This is a genomic window from Rhizobium mongolense USDA 1844 (genome assembly GCF_000419765.1).
In the GTDB taxonomy this organism is placed as follows: Bacteria; Pseudomonadota; Alphaproteobacteria; order Rhizobiales; family Rhizobiaceae; genus Rhizobium; species Rhizobium mongolense.
The window spans coordinates 367,329-386,645 of record NZ_ATTQ01000005.1 but is presented as its reverse complement, the minus strand read 5'-3'; the positions used below and the strand labels follow the sequence as shown (position 1 = coordinate 386,645).

Genomic DNA, 19,317 nt, shown 5'->3' with positions numbered 1-19,317 from the left:
GGAAATGGTTTGCCGGTGCAAGGCTTTCGGCGCGTCAGTCAGAAGCTAGAGCCAGGCCCGTAGCTGCCGTCGCCCTCGGTTTCGAGGTCCTTCGCCAATCCGACCGATGGTACGTCGCGGTCGAGCTTCGGATTATAGGCGATTGAAAGCCAGTGGATGGCGTAACCGTGCTTCTGGAAAAAGCTGATCGCCTCGGTATTTCCCGAATGCGTCTGCATTGCCGCCTTCGCGAAACCCTGCTCGGCTATGTCCTTTTCGATCTCTTCGAGAAGCGCCGAGCCGAGGCCCTGGCGGGTATAGGCCGGATCGATCCAGAAATCGGATATTGTCTCGTCCAGGTGTTCGCGCGCCGCCCAGCCGGCAACGATACCGTTGAGCTCGATCACCGTGATCGTCAGCCATGTGCCTAGCGTAAAATTGACGAAGGCACTGCGCGCCGCATCCAGCAGCGCGTCCGACTCGCCCATTGCCGTCATCGCCTTTTGCCAGGCTCTGAGGCCGATCTCACTCAAAAGGTCCGCTTCGCCCTCGCGGGCATTGCGAATGTGGATCATGGCACCTCCGCTCAACGCTTTCAGTAGAACACCGAATCGGTGGTTTATCCAATGATTTGCGCGCTCGCGCCATCGTTATCAGCCGATTTTCGGAAGCCCGGCGCCTGCTTGACCTCCTGTTCGAGGCGAGCTACCAAGTCCTTATGTTGAGCCATTCTCAGACCCGGTAAAGGCCCTGCCTGCAAGCCTGCTTGCGCGCATGGGCCAGAAAAAACGAAGCCCCGACGCTCGCCCTCGAACGCCGGATCGTTTTTTTACGCGCCTTTTCGGCGCGAAGACCGGATCAACATTCAAATGGACATTTCCCGCACGGAGCAGCGCATCCTGCACCTATTGGCCCAGGGCGGCCGCATCGAAATCACCCGCGACGAAAAGAAAAAGATCGAAAAGCTACGGCTCTATACCCGCGAAGGCTGGGTGTTCTCCGGCGTTGACCTGATCACCTTCCGCAAACTCAAACAGAAGAAGGCGATCAAATCTTCGAGCGGTAAGCCCTACCGCATCACGGAGCGAGGTTTGGTGCTGGTAAGAGCCGAGCAGGATAATCGATAGTTTCGTAGCATCATCCAAGCCGCGTGTCGTGATCGGCGCGCGGCCCTGGGGGCGATGTCAGAGCTGCGTCGAAAGCTCGGCCTTCATCGCCGACCACTCTTCAGCCACGGTACCGGCGGCGCGCTTCTTACCCGCGCGTCGGTACCAGTAATCAGCATTCCAGTCGTCGCCTTCGATGCGATGGCAAAGGCCATGACCCCAGTCGAAGGGCTTTTCACCCTCGTGGGCCTGACAGATTTCGTGCACGGCCTGCCAGTCTGCGCCGATGTGAAAACCGCCGGCCGCGAGACGCTCGAATGCCTCGATCAACGGCGCGAGATCTGTCTTGTCCATGAAGCCTCCTCGCGCCGCAGCGATTGACGACTGAGCACCATCTCTAGATGCATCTTATCTGGAACGATACCAAGGCTCAAATCCCGTCCTGCATCGCGCAGACGATTGAAAATCCCGACCGCTCGCAAAGGCAGCTTGCGCCGTGGTTGGTGGCGCAAGCATGGATTTTCGTGGCTTTGAGGCCGTCGAAGGCGAGATCGATCCATATGCCGGAATATACTCAGGCTTGCCCTCGCGGGCGCCCGCTCCGCGACTGCGACGTCGCCCTTGGCCATGACAGGATAGTCGTGGCATCGGGATCATTTAAACCGGGCTCACCTTCGCCGCTGGATTTCCATGCCGCGAAACCGACCGTGCCTCATAATCGGCAGCCGTCATCTTGCAGTGAGCCCCTTACCACCACTTCACCGGCGTGAACTTGCCCGCGGCCCGTTCGATGACATGCGCAGTCTTGAAGAGGGTCTCTTCGTCGAAGGGTTTGCCGATGAGCTGGAGGCCGAGCGGCAGGCCGTTGTGGTCTAGGCCGGCAGGAACGGCGATGCCCGGGAGGCCCGCCATGTTGACCGTCACGGTGAAGATGTCGTTCAAGTACATCTTCACCGGGTCGGAGGCGAGGTTCTCGTCGGCGATGCCGAAGGCCGAGGACGGGGTGGCGGGCGTCAGGATAGCGTCGACGCCGGCGTCGAAGGCGAGTTCGAAGTCGCGCTTGATCAGCGTGCGGACCTTCTGGGCGCGCAGGTAATAGGCGTCGTAGTAGCCGGCCGACAGCACGTAGGTGCCGATCATGATGCGGCGCTTGACTTCCTTGCCGAAGCCCGCGGCGCGGGTCTTTTCGTACATGTCGACGATATCCTTGCCGTCGACGCGCAAGCCGTAGCGTACGCCGTCGTAGCGGGCGAGGTTCGAGGAGGCTTCGGCCGGAGCCACGATGTAATAGGCCGGGAGCGCGTATTTGGTATGCGGCAGCGAGATGTTGACGATCTCGGCGCCGGCGTCCTTCAGCCAGGCGATGCCCTGCTGCCAGAGGATCTCGATTTCTTCCGGCATGCCGTCGACGCGGTATTCGTTCGGAATGCCAATCTTCATGCCCTTCAGCGACTTGCCGAGCGAGGCTTCGTAATCCGGCACCGGCAGGTCGACGGAGGTCGTATCCTTAGCATCGACACTTGCCATCGACTTCAAGAGGATCGCGGCATCGCGCACGTCGCGGGCGATCGGGCCGGCCTGATCGAGCGAGGATGCGAAGGCGACCGTGCCCCAGCGCGAGCAGCGGCCATAGGTCGGCTTGATGCCGACGGTGCCGGTGAAGGCAGCCGGCTGGCGAATCGAACCGCCGGTGTCGGTGGCGGTGGCGCCGGCGCAAAGATGGGCCGCAACGGCCGCCGCCGAGCCGCCGGAAGAGCCGCCTGGGACGAGCTGCTGGTTCGAGCCCGCCGCACGCCACGGATTGATGACCGCACCGTAGTGCGAGGTCTCGTTGGAGGAGCCCATGGCGAACTCGTCCATGTTCAGCTTGCCGAGCATGACGGCGCCGTCGTCCCAAAGGTTCTGAGTGACGGTCGATTCGTAGCGCGGCTCGAAGCCGTCGAGGATGTGGCTGCAGGCCTGGGTGTGGACGCCAACGGTCGCAAAGAGATCCTTGATGCCGAGGGGAATTCCTTCGAGATCGCCGGCCTGGCCTGCGACGATGCGCTCGTCGGATTTCTTCGCCATGACGCGGGCGAGATCGGGCGTGACTTTGATATAGGCGTTCAGTCGGGCATTGGCCGCATCGATAGCCGAAATATAGGCTTCCGTCAGTTCGGTCGCGGTGATCTCCTTGGCGCGCAGCTTCTCGCGGGATTCGGCAATGGTCAGGCTGGTGAGTTCGCTCATCGTGTTCGCTCGGATTTTTGAATTGGCAACGGGGTCGGAAAAAGCGCTGGGCTTATTCGACGACTTTCGGCACCAGGAAGAAATTGTGGTCGCTGACCGGCGCATTGGCGACGATGTCCTCGGCCTTGCTGCCGTCGGTGACCTTGTCCTTCCGCTTTTTCATCGCCATCGGCGTGACGGAGGTCATCGGCTCGACGCCTTCGACATTCACCTCGGAAAGCTGCTCGACGAAACCGAGGATACCATTCAGCTCGCCGACCATGCGATTTGCCTCTTCTTCCGAAACGGCGATACGGGCAAGGTGCGCAACGCGCTTAACGGTGGCAAGATCGACGGACATGGCATTCTCCGAATGGGAAATTTCCCACCCGCTATAAAGGCCATATCCGCCCAGTGCAACGGCGTTTTCTTTAGAGGGACAGCGTCTCGCCCTGCTTCGGCGCCTTCACTTGCGTCTTCGAGCCTTCCATACCGGACACGAATTTTTCCGGCGTCTGGTCGATGATCGGGAAGGTGCCGTAGTGGCAGGGGATTGCGGTCTTGAAGTTGAAGTAACGCCGGCAGGCGAGTGCTGCGACGGCACCGCCCATGGTGAAGCGGTCGCCGATCGGCACGATGCCAATGTCCGGCTGGTGCAGTTCATTGAGGAGCGCCATGTCGGAGAAGATGTCGGTATCGCCCATATGGAGCAGGCTCGCCTCGTCGTCGAAATGCAGCATCAGGCCGTTCGGATTGCCGAGACAATGGGAGACACCGTCCTCGGTGATCTGGGCGGAGGAGTGCAGCGCGTTGGTAAAGGTGGCGGTGAAACTTCCGAGCGAAACCGTGCCGCCCGTGTTGCCCACCTCGATCCTCTCGACGCCTTTGGAGCCGAGCCAGGCGGCGAGATCTGCATTGGCGAGCACAACGGCTCCCGTCTCGCGGGCAAGCGAAATGGTATCGCCGACATGGTCGCCATGGCCGTGCGTCAGGAGGATATGGGTGATGCCGCTCGCAACCTGCTTAATGTCCTGACCGGCGAAAGACGGATTGTGGGTGAGAAACGGGTCGATCAGTATCTTTGCCGCATTCGTCTCGATGCGGAAGGCGGAATGGCCGAGCCAGGTGATCTTCATGGAATCGCTCCTCAATACGTGATGCAAAAGCGGAATTGGATGCTAAGGACATATCCGGTATGGCCACAAAGAAAAGCGGCCAATGCTTCAATTTCTTTTGACGGGATGAACGACGATGACGGTGCTGACGATCGAGGAACTAGCGGCTGTGTTGCGCTCCGGACAGGCGATCGCCGGGCTCGATCTTGGCACAAAGACGATCGGCCTTGCGATGTCCGATCTCGGGCGGCGCTTCGCAACGCCGCGGCCGGTCATCAAACGGCAGAAATTCACGATTGACGCCGAAGTGCTGCTTGCTTTTGCCGCGAAGGAAAAAGTATCCGGTTTCGTCATCGGGCTGCCGATGAACATGGATGGCTCGGCCGGTCCGCGCGTTCAGGCGACGAGAGCCTTCGTGCGCAACATGGAGCAAAAGACAGCCCTGCCTTTTGTCTATTGGGACGAGCGGCTTTCGACGGTTGCAGCAGAACGCGCGCTGATCGAGATGGATGTGTCGCGCGCCAAACGTGCCGGGCGGATCGATTCGGCCGCCGCAAGCTTCATTCTTCAGGGGGCGCTGGACAGGCTCTCGTTGCTCGCCAGATCGGACGATCTCGAGGCCTGACGCGCCTTCCACCAGGCAATGAGCTTCCTGCGCTTGCGAAAGCCTATGATAGCGAAAACAATGAGGCTGTCGACAGCGATCGCGCGCGCAACAAGCGGCGGGATGGTTTCCGGCGGTACGCCGAGTACATTGCCGTAGATCTGGAAGGTCAGGTCATGAACCTGGCGCGTCAGCATGAAGATGCCGAAGTTCATGTCGTAGTAGGAAAGCCAGTACCAGCCGCCCAGTAAGGCGATCGGTCCCAACCAGAAGACCAGGAACCACTTCATGCGGTCTCCTCTTCCTGCCGGCTCAAAGACGCGTTGGGAGTGACCGCCCATGTCGACAATGCCATGACGCTCAAAACGAGTGCAGGCGCGGCGATATCCAGCGCAAGCACCGCGAAAAACATCATCGCGGCAAACAGCAGCATGGCTTTGGCAGCTTTGGTTCCCATGATTCCGCCAGCTAAGATTTAGACTGCCGATACCCTGTCCCGTTAACCCGCAGGGTGCAATGTAAACCATTCGTTAAGGTTAACGGGCGGGTCGCCGCCTGTGGATGACACGAAGCCGCGTCAGCCATAAACGCCGCGAACGATGCGCTTCAAAGCGGTTGCGGCTTTTTCCCAATCCTTGGCGGTCTTCAGCGCAAGGCCTGCACACTGGCCGCCTGCCGAAGCCGAGAGCACGAGGTGCTGGATCGCGGCAATGAGAATTGCGTTGACGGCGGCGGCATCGACGCCCTTCGGCGGCGCCAGCGAGCCCTTCATGCGCTCCAGCCATTGCGACAGCGCCTTCGAGCGGGATTCGGCAAGCCGCCTCACCTGCTCCGTATTCTCCGAGACTTCCCAGGCGACGATGCGGCGCATCAGCGGGTCGTCGCGAAGCGCCTCGAGGAAAAGCAACGCCAGGCGCTCCATGAGATCGCCGTAGGTGAGCAGAAACATGCCGCCGGTATCTTCCGGAATGCGGTCCCTGACCCAGGTGCCGAGATCGGAGCCGATCGCTTCGACAAGGCCGTTCAGGCCGCCATAATAGCGATAGATCAGCTGCTTGTCGCATCCGGCCCGGCGGGCAACCGCGTTAATGCCGAAATTCTGGAACCCCTCCTCCGAGAGCAGCGCCTTGGCCGCCCTGAGGATCGCCTTTTCGGTCGCACCGCGGTCGCGGACGCGCTTTTCGGCTTCGCTTGCAGCTTGCGGAAGAGCTTCAAGAACCGCGGATTCATTCAACATATCGGATCGCCCAGCCTGTCACTATGCGGTGAGTAGCGAAGCCTTTGCTTGCCGACAATGGGCAGGCCCGGAAAGCCTGGGGATATTGTTTGAAATGGACGAACGTGTAAGCCGGCCAAAAATCACATGCGGACCAACATCAGGACCAATGTGGATCTTGACGACGAGCTAAGGGAACAGGCAATGCGCCTCAAAGGCTTGCTGCCGAAGGAGGCGACCGCCGAGGAAGCCCTGCAAGCTCGCATCCGGGGCGCAGTGCACAGCGCAAAGCTATTGACGAACCTGGAAGCGGTCACAGCCTGCTGCATCACGATCGCGACTTCGAACCCATGCGCAAGCACCTTTGGCTGCGCGTTGACCTAACCTGCCGGCGGATAGAGCAGGTCCACGATGTAGGTCGCGTCGAAGCGGGAATCGAGCATGCCGTAGGTCGCGCGCCAGCCGCCTGCGAGGCGAGTTTCGATGAAGGCATCGGCGATGCGGCCGGCACCGAGGCGGTAGAGCTCGGCAGCGGCGGCGGCGAGCGCAAGCTGTTCGACCAGCAGACGGGCCGCGCCCTCGTCCCGTTCGCAGAGCGCCATTGCGGCGCGAAGGACGTCAATCGTCTTCTTCCCGGCCGGGCCGAGATCGCGGGCAAGGCCGGTGAACACCGTTTCGAAGAGATCCTTGCCGCGCGTCAGCACACGCAGCACATCGAGCGCCATCACGTTGCCGGAGCCTTCCCAGATGGCGTTGACCGGGGCTTCACGGTAGTGGCGGGCGATCGGGCGCTCCTCGATGTAGCCGCTGCCGCCGATGCATTCCATCGCCTCATAGATCAGCGCCGGCGCGATCTTGCAGCACCAGTATTTCGCAACCGGCGTCATGACGCGGGCGTAAGCAGCCTCTTCCGCATTGCCGCGGGCCTTGTCGAAAGCATCCGCGAGGCGGAAGGACAGAGCCGTTGCGGCCGCGACGTCGAGCGCCATATCGGCCAGCACGCGGGTCATGATCGGCTGGTTGACGAGCATCTTGCCGAAGACGCTACGGCCGCGGGTGTGGTGCACGGCTTCGGCAAGCGAGGCACGCATGATGCCCGACGAGGCAAGCGCGCAGTCAAGACGCGTCAACGTCACCATGTCGAGGATCGTGCGGATGCCTGCATCCGGGCCGCCAAGCAGGAAGCCGAAGGTGTCGCTGAACTCGACTTCGGAGGAGGCGTTCGAGCGGTTGCCGACCTTGTCCTTGAGGCGCTGGAATTGCAGGCCATTGGCCGAACCGTCTTCCAATAGGCGCGGAACCAGGAAGCAGCCCATGCCTTCCTTCGTCTGCGCCAGCATGATGAAGGCATCACTCATCGGCGCCGACATGAACCATTTGTGGCCCGACAGGCGGTAAATTCCTTCGCTGACCTTTTCGGCCGTGCTCTTGTTGGAGCGGACGTCGGTGCCGCCCTGCTTCTCGGTCATGCCCATGCCGATTGTCACGGCAGACTTCTGCATGGCGGGCTTGTTCGACGAATCATATTTGCGCGAGAGGATCTTCGGCGCCCAATCCTTCTGCACGGCAGGCGAAGCGGACAGTGCTGCAACCGAAGCGCTCGTCATCGTCAGCGGGCAAAGGTGGCCGGATTCGAGCTGGGCAGTCAGGTAAAAGCGGGCCGCACGGATCTTGTGCGCCTGATCCTTGGCGTCGGCATCGGCTTGTGGATCCCAGACTGAGGAATGCAGGCCGACGGACATCGAGCGGCGCATCAGTGCGTGCCATGCCGGGTGAAACTCGACGACATCCAGACGCTCGCCGCGCGGGCCATGGGTGCGAAGCTGCGGCGCGCCCTGGTTTGCCATGCGCGCCAGCTCCTGCGCCTCCGGCGAGGTCACGTAGCGGCCCATGTTTTCCAGGTCCTCGCGCGTGCCGCGCGGCAGCGCAGCCGTCAGGTCGACGATCAGCGGATCGGACCGGTAGGCATTGATGCCGGACCAGAGACTTGGCTGGTTCAGCTCGGCGAGTTTTTCTTCAGCGGATGTCATGAGTCGCTTCTAGTGCAAGAGGCAGGCAAAGGGAAAGCGGAAGTTCGAGCTTTTCCGCTTCAGCTCTAGCGGATTTACGACAAAATTGCATGGGGACGTAAGCCTTTGTCCGCAGCACATGCTTGCCCCTCACCGCGCCACTCATTATAGAGCGCGTGACACAGCAAGAGGCAGGTTCATGGTCTTCTTTCCCCACCGCCACCTCATCGGCATAAAAGGCCTCACGGAGCAGGATATCACCTACCTGCTCGACAAGGCGGATGAGGCCGTCAAGATCAGCCGGCAGCGCGAGAAGAAGACATCGACCCTTCGCGGCCTGACACAGATCAACCTCTTCTTCGAAGCCTCGACACGGACGCAAGCCTCCTTCGAACTCGCCGGAAAGCGCCTCGGCGCCGACGTCATGAATATGTCGGTCGGCAATTCCTCGGTGAAGAAAGGCGAGACGCTGATCGATACGGCGATGACGCTGAATGCGATGCGGCCGGACGTGCTGGTAATCCGCCATTCGAGCGCCGGTGCCGCCGCACTCCTGGCGCAAAAGGTCTCCTGCTCGGTGGTCAATGCCGGCGACGGACAGCACGAACATCCGACGCAAGCGCTTCTCGACGCGCTGACGATCCGCCGCGCCAAGGGCAGGCTGTCGCGCATCATCGTGGCCATCTGCGGCGACGTGCTCCATTCGCGGGTTGCGCGCTCGAACATCCTGCTTTTGAATGCCATGGGCGCGCGGGTCCGTGTCGTCGCACCGGCGACGCTGCTTCCGGCCGGCATCGCGGAGATGGGCGTCGAGGTCTTCCACTCGATGAAGGAAGGGCTGAAGGACGCCGATGTGGTTATGATGCTGCGCCTCCAGCGCGAGCGGATGTCCGGCGCCTTCGTGCCTTCGGTGCGGGAATATTTCCATTTCTATGGGCTTGATGCGGAGACTCTGAAAGCTGCCAAGGACGACGCGCTGGTGATGCATCCGGGACCGATGAACCGCGGGGTGGAAATCTCATCCGAAGTGGCGGATGGACCCCAGAGCGTGATTGCCGAACAGGTGGAAATGGGGGTCGCGGTGCGCATGGCGGTGATGGAGACTTTGCTTGTGTCTCAGAACCGGGGGCCGCGCGCATGACGAACTCGATCGTTCTCAAGAATGTTCGCATCATCGATCCTTCGCGCAATCTCGATGAGATCGGCATGATCATCGTCAAGGACGGCATGATTGCGGCAGCCGGAAAGGATGCGCAGAACCAGGGGGCGCCGGAAGGGGCCACGGTTCGCGACTGCAGCGGCCTCGTCGCCGCGCCGGGCCTGGTCGATGCATGCGTCAATATCGGCGAGCCGGGCGCCGAACACCGCGAGACGATCGCTTCGGCGAGCCGGGCGGCGGCCGCAGGAGGCGTCACCTCGATCATCATGATGCCAGACACCGATCCTGTCATCGATGACATCGCGCTGGTCGAATTCGTCAAGAAAACGGCGCGGGACACGGCGCTCGTCAACATCTATCCGGCTGCGGCGATCACCAAGCATCTGGCCGGCGAGGAGATGACCGAGATCGGCCTGCTGATGGAAGCCGGCGCCGTCGCCTTCACAGACGGCCGTTCCAGCATTCACGACACGCAGGTGCTGCGGCGGGTGATGACCTATGCGCGGGAATTCGGCGCCGTCATCTCCTGCGAGACCCGAGACAAATATCTCGGCGCCACCGGCGTCATGCATGAAGGATTGCTTGCCAGCTGGCTCGGTCTCGGAGGCATTCCGAAGGAAGCGGAACTCATTCCTCTTGAACGAGATCTTCGCATCGCACAGCTGACGCGCGGCACGTATCATGCGGCGATGATCTCGGTACCGGAGTCGGTCGAGGCGATCGAGCTTGCAAAGAGCCGCGGCGCCAAGGTGACCTGCGGCATCTCGATCAATAACCTGACGCTTAACGAAAACGACATCGGCGAATACCGTACCTTCTTCAAACTCTATCCGCCGCTGCGCTCCGAAGACGACCGCGTGGCGATGGTGGATGCGCTGGCGAGAGGCGCAATCGACATCATCGTTTCTTCGCATGATCCGCAGGATGTCGATACCAAACGCCTGCCTTTCGGCGAAGCGGCTGATGGCGCAGTGGGTCTTGAGACGATGCTTGCAGCGGCCCTGCGCCTCTACCACAGCGGCCAGGTGAGTCTGATGCGGCTGATCGATGCGATGTCGACGCGCCCTGCGCAGATCTTCGGCCTGAAAGCCGGCACGCTAAAGCCGGGTGCCAAAGCCGATATCGCGCTGATCGATCTCGACGAGCCTTGGCTTGTCTCGGAAGACATGCTTCTCTCGCGCTCGAAGAATACGCCTTTCGAGGATGCGCGCTTCAGCGGACGGGCTGTCGCGACCTATGTCGCGGGCAAGCTGGTTTACGGATTGGAATAAAGTGGGAGTTGTCCCTCCCGCCCCGCCGGGCGCCTTCTCCCCGCAGGCGTGGTGAAGGTCACTCGCGGCGGCGTTTTGTCCTTCGCAAAGGGTGCGCTGTGCAGGTTCCCTCGCCCCGCTTGCGGGGAGAGGGTTGAGGTGAGGAGTAAGTCCATTGGACGAAAGGGATGGAGTAAATGATCTCTGACTTGATGACCTGGCAGATCACACTGCCGCTGGCGTTCGCAGCGGCCGTCATCGGCTACCTGCTGGGCTCCATCCCGTTCGGTCTCATCCTGACGCAGGCGGCGGGGCTCGGCGATGTGCGCAGCATCGGCTCCGGCAATATCGGCGCGACCAATGTGCTGCGCACCGGCAACAAGAAGCTTGCGGCTGCGACCCTGTTGCTCGATGCATTGAAGGCGTCGGCCGCAGCCTGGATCGTCGGTTATTTCCTTGGTGAGGAAGCCGGCATCATTGCCGGCTTCTTTGCCTTCATCGGCCACCTCTTCCCCGTCTGGATCGGCTTCAAGGGCGGCAAAGGCGTTGCCACCTATATCGGCACGCTGCTTGGCGTCGCGCCGATCATGGTTCTGCTTTTCGGCGCCGTATGGCTCGCGGTTGCCTTTACGACCCGTTACTCCTCGTTGTCGGCGCTGGTTGCGATGCTTCTCATCCCGGTTGCATTGTGGATATTAGGGGCCGAGAAGATTGCAGCCGTCATGGCCGTGATGTCGGTCATCTCCTATTACAAGCACAAGGCCAACATTTCCCGCCTCATGAGTGGGACGGAGAGCAAGATCGGGGCAAAGGGATAAGATGGACGCGGCAACCGGCATCCCGGCTGCCTCATCTCCCTTGCGACAGCGATTGAGCTTCCTACATGCGGTTGTGAAACTCGCCGGCCTCGACAATAGGCCATCTCGATCAGACTTTGCGGACCGCTGCCTTGCAGGGAGCCCTGGCCGCACTTGAAAAAACGATAACCCTAGCACCTTGACTTGCAATGCGTTCTTAATCTCTCTTTGGTTGTATTACGTTGTAACACCTAAAATTCAGCAAACCCCTTGACCGGAACGATTTCCCTGTCCATGTCGGAGGGCCGGTAATCTTCGAGCGGCAAGTATTACGCTCTTCTCCTCGCCGGGCGCGGTAGCTTTTTAGAGAATCATGATGAATGTTGTAGTGGTGGAATCGCCTGCCAAGGCCAAGACGATCAACAAGTATCTGGGCTCCGGATACAAGGTGCTCGCCTCCTTCGGCCATGTGCGCGATCTGCCTGCCAAGGACGGCTCTGTTCTTCCTGACCAGGACTTCGAAATGCTTTGGGAGGTCGACAGCGCCTCGGCCAAGCGCATGAAGGATATCGCAGATGCGGTGAAGTCTTCCGACGGGCTCATCCTCGCAACCGACCCGGATCGCGAGGGCGAAGCGATCTCCTGGCACGTGCTCGACGTCCTGAACAAGAAGCGCGTGCTGAACGGCAAGTCGGTGAAGCGCGTCGTCTTCAACGCCATCACCAAGAAGGCGGTTCTGGACGCGATGGCCGAGCCCCGGGACATCGACGTACCGCTCGTCGATGCCTATCTCGCACGCCGCGCGCTCGATTACCTCGTCGGCTTCAATCTCTCGCCGGTACTATGGCGCAAATTGCCGGGCGCCCGTTCGGCCGGCCGCGTGCAATCGGTCGCGCTGCGTCTCGTCTGCGACCGCGAAACCGAGATCGAGCGCTTCATCTCGGAAGAATACTGGAACATCTCGGCCCTCCTGAAGACGCCGCGCGGGGATGAATTCGAGGCCAAGCTGGTTGCAGCCAATGGCAAACGGTTGCAGGCGCGATCGATCTCCAATGGCGAAGACGCCAGCAAGCTGAAATCCCTGCTCGACGGTGCGGCCTATGTCGTCGACAGCGTCGAGGCAAGGCCCGTCAAGCGAAACCCGGGACCGCCGTTCACGACTTCGACGCTGCAGCAGGCGGCCTCCTCCAAGCTTGGTTTCTCTGCATCACGCACGATGCAGATCGCCCAGAGACTGTATGAGGGTGTTGATATCGGAGGCGAGACGGTCGGTCTCATCACTTATATGCGTACCGATGGCGTGCAGATGGCACCCGAAGCGATCGATGCGGCGCGGCGCGCCATCGTCGATCAGTTCGGCGAGCGCTACATGCCGGAGAAGGCCCGTTTCTATTCCACCAAGGCGAAGAACGCCCAGGAAGCGCACGAAGCAATCCGTCCGACGGATTTTTACCGTTCGCCTGACCGCGTGCGGAAATTCCTCGATGCCGATCAGATCAAGCTCTACGACCTGATCTGGAAGCGCGGCATCGCGAGCCAGATGGCCTCAGCCGAAATCGAGCGCACGACGGCCGAAATCACTGCTGACAACAATGGCCAGAAGGCCGGCCTGCGCGCCGTCGGATCCGTCATCCGGTTTGACGGCTTCATTGCGGCTTACACCGACCAGAAGGAAGACGGCGAACAGAGCGACGAAGGCGACGAAGGCGGCCGCCTGCCGGAGATCAATGCGCGCGAGAACCTCGCAAAGCAGAAAATCAACTCGACGCAGCATTTCACCGAACCGCCGCCGCGCTATTCGGAAGCGACGCTGATCAAGAAGATGGAAGAGCTCGGCATCGGCCGTCCCTCCACCTATGCCGCGACGCTCGCAACGCTTCGCGACCGCGAATATGTGACGATCGACAAGCGCAAGCTGATCCCCCATTCCAAAGGACGGCTGGTGACGGCGTTCCTCGAGAGCTTCTTCACCAAATATGTCGAATACGATTTCACCGCCGACCTGGAAGAGAAGCTCGACCGGATCTCGGCGGGCGAGCTCAACTGGAAACAGGTGCTTCGCGATTTCTGGAAGGATTTCTTCTCTCAGATCGAGGATACAAAGGAACTGCGCGTCACCAATGTGCTCGACTCGCTGAACGAACAGCTGGCGCCGCTCGTCTTCCCGAAGCGGGAGGACGGGAGCGATCCGCGCATCTGCCAGGTCTGCGGTACCGGCAACCTGTCGCTGAAGCTCGGAAAATACGGCGCCTTCGTCGGCTGCTCGAACTATCCGGAATGCAACTACACCCGCCAGCTCACCTCCGAAAACGGCGCAGAAGCCGAAGGTGGGGCACAAAACGAACCGAAGAACCTCGGCACCGATCCGGTGACCGGCGAGGAGCTGACGCTGCGCTCCGGCCGCTTCGGTCCTTACATCCAGCGCGGCGACGGCAAGGACGCCAAGCGCGCTTCGCTGCCGAAGGGCTGGAAGCCGGAAAACATCGACTACGAAAAGGCGATGGCGCTGATCTCGCTGCCGCGCGACATCGGCAAGCATCCGGAAACCGGCAAGATGATCTCCTCCGGTATCGGGCGCTACGGGCCATTCCTGCTGCATGACGGCGGCTATGCCAATCTGGAAAGCGTCGAGGACGTGTTTTCGATCGGCCTCAACCGTGCGGTAACGCTGATTGCCGAGAAGGCGAACAAGGCCCCGGGCGGCCGCGGACGTGGAACACCGGCGGCGCTCAAGGAGTTGGGCGAGCATCCGGATGGCGGCGCGATCACCGTTCGTGACGGCAAGTATGGTCCCTATGTGAGCTGGGGCAAGGTGAACGCCACGCTGCCAAGGGGCAAGGATCCGCAGGCAATCACGGTCGAGGAGGCGCTGGCGCTGATCGCTGCCAAGGCCAGCAAGGCGCCGGCGGCCAAGGGCAGAGCAAAACCGAAGGCAAAGGCTGCCGCTTCCGAAGGCAAGGCGACGAAAAGCGCCGCCAAGCCCAAGGCTAAAGCCGCTGCGAAAGCGAAAGCGCCCGCGAAAACGAAGAAGAGCTGAGAGTGAGTAGGAATCCGCGCGAAAGAACGAAGACCATGGGCAAGCGCCCGGGGAAGATCGGCCGCGCGAGCCGCGATGCCGCTCCCGTCGAACCGCTGAACATCGTGCACGGCGCATTGCCGTCGCGCGAAGTCATTTTGCGCTTCATCGCCGAACATCCGCAAAAGGCGTCCAAACGCGAGCTCGCCAAGGCCTTCGGCCTCAAGGGCGACAGCCGCGTCGAACTCAAGCACATGCTGCGGGACCTCGAACAGGAAGGCATGCTGCAGAAGACACGGAAGTCGCTGATCCGGCCGGGCGCACTGCCGCCTGTGACCGTTCTCGACATTACCACACGCGATAAGGACGGCGAACTGATCGGCCGGCCGGCGGAATGGCCGGAGGATCAAGGCGTTGCGCCTGCAGTCGCGATCCGCCAGACGTCGCCTGCCGGCCGTCAGGGGAAGGGCAAGGCACCCGTTGCCGGAATGGGCGACCGCGTCGTGGCGAAGATTTTCCCGGCCGCTGACCGTGGCGGACCGGCTTATACCGCGCGCATCATAAAGATCATCGACAAGCGCCGCGGCGCGACCATGGGTGTTTTCCGCACCGCCCCCGGCGGCGCTGGGCGGCTGCTGCCGATCGAACGGCGCGGCGAAGAAATGCTGATCGATCCGGACTATACCGGCGACGCCAAGGACGGCGACCTCGTCGAAGTCGAGATCGCGCGCCTCGGACGCTTCGGCCTGCCGCGTGCAAAGGTGCTGTCGGTCGTCGGTTCCGTCGCCTCGGAAAAGGCGATCTCGATGATCGCGATCCACGCGCACGGCATTCCGCATGTCTTCCCGCAGCCGGTGATCGACGAAGCCGATGCGGCCAGGCCCGCGACGATGTCGCATCGCGAGGATTGGCGCGACGTGCCGCTGATCACCATCGACCCCGCCGATGCGAAGGATCACGACGACGCGGTCTATGCCGAACCGGATCCCTCCCCCGACAACCCGGGCGGCGTGATCATCACCGTGGCGATCGCCGATGTCTCCTACTATGTGAGATCCAATTCGGCACTCGACCGCGAAGCGCTGAAGCGCGGCAATTCGGTCTATTTCCCCGATCGCGTCGTGCCGATGCTGCCGGAGCGCATCTCCAACGATCTCTGCTCGCTGAAAGAAGGCGTCGACCGACCGGCGCTTGCCGTGCGCATGGTCTTTTCGAAGGAGGGCCGGAAGGCCGGGCATACGTTCCACCGCATCATGATGAAAAGTGCGGCGAAGCTTTCTTACAGCAACGCGCAGGCGGCGATCGACGGCAAGCCAGACGACAAGACCGGGCCGATGCTGGAACCGATACTGAAACCGCTCTGGCACGCCTACGAAGTGATAAGGCGCGGCCGTGACAGGCGCCAGCCGCTCGAACTCGATATGCCCGAGCGCAAGATCCTGCTGAAACCGGACGGCACGGTGGACCGCGTCGTTGTGCCGCCCAGGCTCGACGCGCACAAGCTCATCGAAGAAATGATGATCCAGGCCAATGTCTGCGCGGCCGAAACGCTCGAGAAGAAGCGTCAGGTGCTGATCTATCGCATTCACGACGGCCCGACGCTCGCCAAGCAGGAGATCCTGCGCGAATTTCTGGCAACGCTCGGCATCTCGCTTGCCAAGGGCGGCAATGTGCGGGCGAACAGCTTCAACGGCATCCTGGCAAAAGCCGAGAACACGCCGCATCAAACGATGGTCAACGAGATGGTCCTGCGCTCGCAGAGCCAGGCGATCTACAGCCCGGAAAATATCGGCCATTTCGGGCTGAACCTGATGAAATATGCGCATTTCACCTCACCGATCCGCCGCTATGCGGACCTGATCGTTCATCGTGCGCTGGTCGGCTCGCTCGGTCTCGGCGAAGGCGGCATCACACCGGAGGAAGAAGCCGCGCTCGACGACATCGCCGCTGAAATCTCCACCTTCGAGCGCCGTGCAATGGCCGCGGAGCGCGAGACGGTCGACCGGCTGGTCGCCCATCATCTCAGCACGCGTGTCGGGGAAGAGTTCAAGGCGCGCGTATCGGGCGTCACGAAATCGGGACTATTTGTCGCCCTCCCTGACTATGGAGCCGACGGCTTCGTACCTATATCTACGCTCGGCACGGACTACTTTATCTACGATGAGGCGCATCAAGCACTGTCGGGTGAGAGGACCGGGCTGGGGTACCGTCTCGGAGACGATGTCACCGTGAAGCTAGCCGAAGCGATCCCACTCGCCGGCGCGCTTCGCTTCGAGATGATAAGCGAAGGACGCAACATGCCGACGGCAGTGCGCTCGTTCCACAAGGCAGGCCGCCGTGACAACCGGCAGGCCCGCAAGATGGCCGGGACAAGGCCGCCGAGGGGGCGGCTATAGGGCATCCTTTTCGGGATGCTCTGCATTTGAAGAAAGGAGCGTCCCTTCTCCGCCAAGAGGCGGATTGCGGCGCTCCATGCGTGTAGGGACGCTCGAAAAGGAACGACCATGACCACTGCCTCCACCGAACAGCCGGTCCGCTATGGGGACGCAGGAAAGACCGAGCGTCCGCTCGGCCGCTCCATCATGCGCGGCATGCTGAACCGTTGTCCGCATTGCGGCAGCGGCAAGCTTTTCAGGGCTTTTCTGAAGCCCGTCGACCATTGCGCCGCCTGCGGCGAGGCCATGCACCATCAGCGCTCCGATGACCTGCCGCCCTATCTCGTCATCCTCGTTCTCGGCCACGTCGTGGTCGGCGGCTACATGATGACCGACATGATCTGGCCGCTGCCGCTCTGGCTGACGCTGGCGATCTGGGCTCCCATCACCGTTCTGACCGCCCTCGTCTCGATCCAGCCGATCAAGGGCGGCGTGATCGGCCTGCAATGGGCGCTTCGCCTGCATGGTTTCGGCGACCAGAACGACGATCACGACGACTACGATATTCCCGGCCGCAGGCGCTCATCGTAAGCAGTCCTGCACCTTCACCGTCCAGACATAATTCGCGTGTAGTGGGCAACGCTCGCCGGCGCTGCAGGATTGCAGCGCCAGTCCTGAGTGAACACGAGCTGGATTATTTGATCTATTGCCATCGGCACCGGACTTTCCGTAAAGCACAGCCCGTCACTTGGATTTGGCACGCGTGTGCCTTTCTATGTGCCACAAAACGGGCGATTCGTTTCAGTCATTCAAGGATGGATTCATGTCTCAGCCGAGAAACGGCACACCGGGCGATGTCGAGGAAATCCATTGGCCGTCGCTGGTTGCCGCCGTCTCGTCGATTTCCGCTGTCGGCATCGCGATCGGCCTCGGACTTCCGCTTCTCAGTATCATCCTGGAAAAGCGCGGTATCCCCTCAACGCTCATCGGCCTGAATACAGCCATGGCGGGCATCGCCGCCATGGCTGCCGCCCCGATCACCACAAAGCTCGCGCATAAGTACGGGGTCGCCCCGACAATGCTCTGGGCGGTGGTGATTTCGGCGCTCAGCTCGCTCGGATTTTACTACGCCGAGAATTTCTGGCTTTGGTTTCCTTTGCGCTTTGCATTCCACGGCGCGACGACGACACTGTTCATCCTGTCCGAGTTCTGGATCAATGCCGCCTCACCGCCTACGAAACGAGGCTTCGTGCTTGGCATCTACGCGACAGTGCTATCGCTCGGTTTCGCAGCGGGCCCCCTGCTCTTCTCGATTCTCGGCAGCGACGGCATACTGCCGTTTCTTGTTGGCGCAGCCGCGATCCTGCTTGCGGCCATTCCGATCTTTATCGCGCGACACGAAAGCCCGATCCTAGAAGAGAAGCCGGAGCTGCACTTCATGCGCTACGTCTTCCTGGTCCCGACGGCAACGGCCGCAGTCTTCATTTTCGGCGCGGTCGAGGCGGGCGGCCTTTCACTGTTCCCGATCTATGCAATCCGCGCGAACTTCACCGAATCGCAGGCGGCACTGCTGCTGACGGTGATGGGTATCGGCAATGTGATCTTTCAAATTCCGGTCGGAATGCTCTCCGACCGGATTGCCGACAAGCGCCCACTGCTTGCCGCCATGGCCTTCATGGGCCTTATCGGCTCGCTGATGCTTCCGCTGCTGTCCCACAGCTGGATCATGATGGCAGGGGTCCTGCTTTTCTGGGGCGGTTGCGTTGCCGGCCTCTACACCGTCGGCCTCAGCCACCTCGGTTCCCGGCTGACAGGTTCAGATCTTGCAGCGGCGAATGCCGCCTTCGTCTTCTGTTATGCCGTCGGCACCGTTGCCGGCCCGCAGGCAATCGGAGTTGCTATCGACGTTGCCGGAAACAATGGTTTTGCATATGCGATTGCCTGTTTCTTCGGGCTTTATGCCTTGCTGGCGGGCATAAGACTGCTTTTCCTCCGAAAGCGGGCTTGACTTTTCGGGCCGGATTCGTAGTTTCGCGCCAGAATTTGCCGTGGAGCCCATCCGGCTTTCCACGGCTTTCATTTTCGTAAAGGCAGGACAACCATGGCCAAGGCTACCACAATCAAGATAAAGCTGCTGTCGACGGCCGACACCGGTTTCTTCTACGTCACGACGAAGAACAGCCGTACGATGACGGACAAGATGACGAAGACCAAGTATGACCCGGTCGCTAAGAAGCACGTCGAGTTCAAGGAAACCAAGATCAAGTAAATCTTGATCTCAGGTTGTTTAAAAAGCGCGCGCCGTCTGGCTGCGCGCTTTTTTCATTCCTGGATTGTGTTTTGCCACTGTCAGCGCAAACAAAAACGCCGTCTTTCTCCGTGATGGGAAAGACGGCGTTTTTCCGGCAAAGGGGGTCGGCCAGCAGGCAAGGCGGCACGAGGAACCGCGAAAAGTTGCGAGCTAGCCGACCGGACCCCACGAC

At 61.2% G+C, this 19,317-nt stretch carries 20 protein-coding genes; 11 read left to right on the top strand and 9 right to left on the bottom strand.

Annotation, left to right across the window (positions count from 1 at the left end; genetic code table 11):
* Positions 1-38: 38 nt before the first annotated feature.
* Positions 39-554 carry a GNAT family N-acetyltransferase gene (locus A3C3_RS0112120; RefSeq protein WP_022714872.1) on the bottom strand — a complete coding sequence of 172 codons (516 nt, stop codon included), beginning with the start codon at positions 552-554 and terminating at the stop codon, positions 39-41.
* 294 nt (positions 555-848) lie between these two features.
* On the opposite strand from A3C3_RS0112120, the gene A3C3_RS0112110 reads away from it, so the two are divergent.
* On the top strand, positions 849-1,106 hold the full coding sequence (locus A3C3_RS0112110; protein ID WP_022714870.1) for a YjhX family toxin: 258 nt from the start codon (positions 849-851) through the stop codon (positions 1,104-1,106).
* 57 nt (positions 1,107-1,163) lie between these two features.
* Here A3C3_RS0112110 and A3C3_RS0112105 read toward each other — a convergent pair whose 3' ends face one another.
* The 4 genes from A3C3_RS0112105 to A3C3_RS0112090 form a co-directional block, all read right to left on the bottom strand.
* On the bottom strand, positions 1,164-1,439 hold the full coding sequence (locus A3C3_RS0112105) for a hypothetical protein (RefSeq protein WP_022714869.1): 276 nt from the start codon (positions 1,437-1,439) through the stop codon (positions 1,164-1,166).
* Between the two features lie 393 nt (positions 1,440-1,832).
* Positions 1,833-3,314: an Asp-tRNA(Asn)/Glu-tRNA(Gln) amidotransferase subunit GatA gene (gatA, locus tag A3C3_RS0112100; RefSeq protein WP_022714868.1), complete on the bottom strand. Its 1,482-nt coding sequence runs from the start codon at positions 3,312-3,314 to the stop codon at positions 1,833-1,835.
* 52 nt (positions 3,315-3,366) lie between these two features.
* Complete coding sequence (gene gatC, locus A3C3_RS0112095; protein WP_022714867.1) at positions 3,367-3,654, bottom strand: Asp-tRNA(Asn)/Glu-tRNA(Gln) amidotransferase subunit GatC; 288 nt, start codon at positions 3,652-3,654, stop codon at positions 3,367-3,369.
* A gap of 70 nt (positions 3,655-3,724) precedes the next feature.
* Complete coding sequence (locus A3C3_RS0112090) at positions 3,725-4,429, bottom strand: metal-dependent hydrolase (protein ID WP_022714866.1); 705 nt, start codon at positions 4,427-4,429, stop codon at positions 3,725-3,727.
* Positions 4,430-4,544: 115 nt separating this feature from the next.
* On the opposite strand from A3C3_RS0112090, the gene ruvX reads away from it, so the two are divergent.
* Positions 4,545-5,033: a Holliday junction resolvase RuvX gene (gene ruvX, locus A3C3_RS0112085; RefSeq protein WP_022714865.1), complete on the top strand. Its 489-nt coding sequence runs from the start codon at positions 4,545-4,547 to the stop codon at positions 5,031-5,033.
* Here the strand turns inward: ruvX and A3C3_RS0112080 are convergent.
* The 3 genes from A3C3_RS0112080 to A3C3_RS0112070 form a co-directional block, all read right to left on the bottom strand.
* Positions 4,976-5,302, bottom strand: coding sequence for a DUF6105 family protein (locus tag A3C3_RS0112080; protein WP_022714864.1), 327 nt, complete (start codon positions 5,300-5,302; stop codon positions 4,976-4,978). The genes ruvX and A3C3_RS0112080 overlap by 58 nt on opposite strands.
* Positions 5,299-5,469: a membrane protein gene (locus tag A3C3_RS46040; RefSeq protein ID WP_022714863.1), complete on the bottom strand. Its 171-nt coding sequence runs from the start codon at positions 5,467-5,469 to the stop codon at positions 5,299-5,301. Before A3C3_RS46040 ends, A3C3_RS0112080 begins: the two co-directional genes overlap by 4 nt.
* Before the next feature lie 120 nt (positions 5,470-5,589).
* Positions 5,590-6,249: a TetR/AcrR family transcriptional regulator gene (locus A3C3_RS0112070; protein ID WP_022714862.1), complete on the bottom strand. Its 660-nt coding sequence runs from the start codon at positions 6,247-6,249 to the stop codon at positions 5,590-5,592.
* Positions 6,250-6,375: 126 nt separating this feature from the next.
* On the opposite strand from A3C3_RS0112070, the gene A3C3_RS48555 reads away from it, so the two are divergent.
* Positions 6,376-6,612, top strand: a complete 237-nt coding sequence (locus tag A3C3_RS48555; RefSeq protein ID WP_028739585.1) for a type II toxin-antitoxin system VapB family antitoxin — start codon at positions 6,376-6,378, stop codon at positions 6,610-6,612.
* On the opposite strand, the gene A3C3_RS0112060 is transcribed toward A3C3_RS48555, so the two are convergent.
* Positions 6,609-8,258, bottom strand: a complete 1,650-nt coding sequence (locus tag A3C3_RS0112060) for an acyl-CoA dehydrogenase family protein (protein WP_022714861.1) — start codon at positions 8,256-8,258, stop codon at positions 6,609-6,611. The genes A3C3_RS48555 and A3C3_RS0112060 overlap by 4 nt on opposite strands.
* Before the next feature lie 178 nt (positions 8,259-8,436).
* Here A3C3_RS0112060 and A3C3_RS0112055 point away from each other — a divergent pair, with 178 nt between their 5' ends.
* The 8 genes from A3C3_RS0112055 to rpmG all read left to right on the top strand — a co-directional run bounded on the left by A3C3_RS0112055 (position 8,437) and on the right by rpmG (position 19,103).
* A complete protein-coding gene (locus A3C3_RS0112055; RefSeq protein ID WP_022714860.1) occupies positions 8,437-9,378 on the top strand; it encodes an aspartate carbamoyltransferase catalytic subunit in 942 nt (313 codons plus the stop codon).
* A complete protein-coding gene (locus A3C3_RS0112050) occupies positions 9,375-10,667 on the top strand; it encodes a dihydroorotase (RefSeq protein WP_022714859.1) in 1,293 nt (430 codons plus the stop codon). The genes A3C3_RS0112055 and A3C3_RS0112050 overlap by 4 nt, the downstream gene beginning before the upstream one ends.
* A 176-nt stretch (positions 10,668-10,843) precedes the next feature.
* On the top strand, positions 10,844-11,464 hold the full coding sequence (plsY, locus tag A3C3_RS0112045) for a glycerol-3-phosphate 1-O-acyltransferase PlsY (protein ID WP_022714858.1): 621 nt from the start codon (positions 10,844-10,846) through the stop codon (positions 11,462-11,464).
* A gap of 355 nt (positions 11,465-11,819) precedes the next feature.
* Positions 11,820-14,480, top strand: a complete 2,661-nt coding sequence (gene topA / locus A3C3_RS0112040; protein ID WP_022714857.1) for a type I DNA topoisomerase — start codon at positions 11,820-11,822, stop codon at positions 14,478-14,480.
* A 2-nt stretch (positions 14,481-14,482) separates the two neighbouring features.
* Positions 14,483-16,855 carry a ribonuclease R gene (gene rnr / locus A3C3_RS0112035; RefSeq protein WP_028739584.1) on the top strand — a complete coding sequence of 791 codons (2,373 nt, stop codon included), beginning with the start codon at positions 14,483-14,485 and terminating at the stop codon, positions 16,853-16,855.
* A 108-nt stretch (positions 16,856-16,963) separates the two neighbouring features.
* The gene (locus A3C3_RS0112030) at positions 16,964-17,425 is read left to right on the top strand and encodes a DUF983 domain-containing protein (protein ID WP_022714855.1); all 462 of its coding nucleotides are present in this window, start codon (positions 16,964-16,966) and stop codon (positions 17,423-17,425) included.
* Positions 17,426-17,657: 232 nt separating this feature from the next.
* The gene (locus tag A3C3_RS0112025; RefSeq protein ID WP_028739583.1) at positions 17,658-18,842 is read left to right on the top strand and encodes an MFS transporter; all 1,185 of its coding nucleotides are present in this window, start codon (positions 17,658-17,660) and stop codon (positions 18,840-18,842) included.
* Positions 18,843-18,935: 93 nt separating this feature from the next.
* A complete protein-coding gene (gene rpmG, locus A3C3_RS0112020) occupies positions 18,936-19,103 on the top strand; it encodes a 50S ribosomal protein L33 (protein WP_003547442.1) in 168 nt (55 codons plus the stop codon).
* Positions 19,104-19,317: the final 214 nt, after the last annotated feature.

What these genes read in the sequence shown, in the direction of transcription:
- A3C3_RS0112120 (WP_022714872.1), bottom strand. Translation starts at nt 554, where the DNA reads ATGATCCACATTCGCAATGCCCGCGAGGGCGAAGCGGACCTTTTGAGT.
- A3C3_RS0112110 (WP_022714870.1), top strand. Translation starts at nt 849, where the DNA reads ATGGACATTTCCCGCACGGAGCAGCGCATCCTGCACCTATTGGCCCAG.
- A3C3_RS0112105 (WP_022714869.1), bottom strand. Translation starts at nt 1,439, where the DNA reads ATGGACAAGACAGATCTCGCGCCGTTGATCGAGGCATTCGAGCGTCTC.
- gatA (WP_022714868.1), bottom strand. Translation starts at nt 3,314, where the DNA reads ATGAGCGAACTCACCAGCCTGACCATTGCCGAATCCCGCGAGAAGCTG.
- gatC (WP_022714867.1), bottom strand. Translation starts at nt 3,654, where the DNA reads ATGTCCGTCGATCTTGCCACCGTTAAGCGCGTTGCGCACCTTGCCCGT.
- A3C3_RS0112090 (WP_022714866.1), bottom strand. Translation starts at nt 4,429, where the DNA reads ATGAAGATCACCTGGCTCGGCCATTCCGCCTTCCGCATCGAGACGAAT.
- ruvX (WP_022714865.1), top strand. Translation starts at nt 4,545, where the DNA reads ATGACGGTGCTGACGATCGAGGAACTAGCGGCTGTGTTGCGCTCCGGA.
- A3C3_RS0112080 (WP_022714864.1), bottom strand. Translation starts at nt 5,302, where the DNA reads ATGAAGTGGTTCCTGGTCTTCTGGTTGGGACCGATCGCCTTACTGGGC.
- A3C3_RS46040 (WP_022714863.1), bottom strand. Translation starts at nt 5,469, where the DNA reads ATGGGAACCAAAGCTGCCAAAGCCATGCTGCTGTTTGCCGCGATGATG.
- A3C3_RS0112070 (WP_022714862.1), bottom strand. Translation starts at nt 6,249, where the DNA reads ATGTTGAATGAATCCGCGGTTCTTGAAGCTCTTCCGCAAGCTGCAAGC.
- A3C3_RS48555 (WP_028739585.1), top strand. Translation starts at nt 6,376, where the DNA reads ATGCGGACCAACATCAGGACCAATGTGGATCTTGACGACGAGCTAAGG.
- A3C3_RS0112060 (WP_022714861.1), bottom strand. Translation starts at nt 8,258, where the DNA reads ATGACATCCGCTGAAGAAAAACTCGCCGAGCTGAACCAGCCAAGTCTC.
- A3C3_RS0112055 (WP_022714860.1), top strand. Translation starts at nt 8,437, where the DNA reads ATGGTCTTCTTTCCCCACCGCCACCTCATCGGCATAAAAGGCCTCACG.
- A3C3_RS0112050 (WP_022714859.1), top strand. Translation starts at nt 9,375, where the DNA reads ATGACGAACTCGATCGTTCTCAAGAATGTTCGCATCATCGATCCTTCG.
- plsY (WP_022714858.1), top strand. Translation starts at nt 10,844, where the DNA reads ATGATCTCTGACTTGATGACCTGGCAGATCACACTGCCGCTGGCGTTC.
- topA (WP_022714857.1), top strand. Translation starts at nt 11,820, where the DNA reads ATGAATGTTGTAGTGGTGGAATCGCCTGCCAAGGCCAAGACGATCAAC.
- A3C3_RS0112030 (WP_022714855.1), top strand. Translation starts at nt 16,964, where the DNA reads ATGACCACTGCCTCCACCGAACAGCCGGTCCGCTATGGGGACGCAGGA.
- A3C3_RS0112025 (WP_028739583.1), top strand. Translation starts at nt 17,658, where the DNA reads ATGTCTCAGCCGAGAAACGGCACACCGGGCGATGTCGAGGAAATCCAT.
- rpmG (WP_003547442.1), top strand. Translation starts at nt 18,936, where the DNA reads ATGGCCAAGGCTACCACAATCAAGATAAAGCTGCTGTCGACGGCCGAC.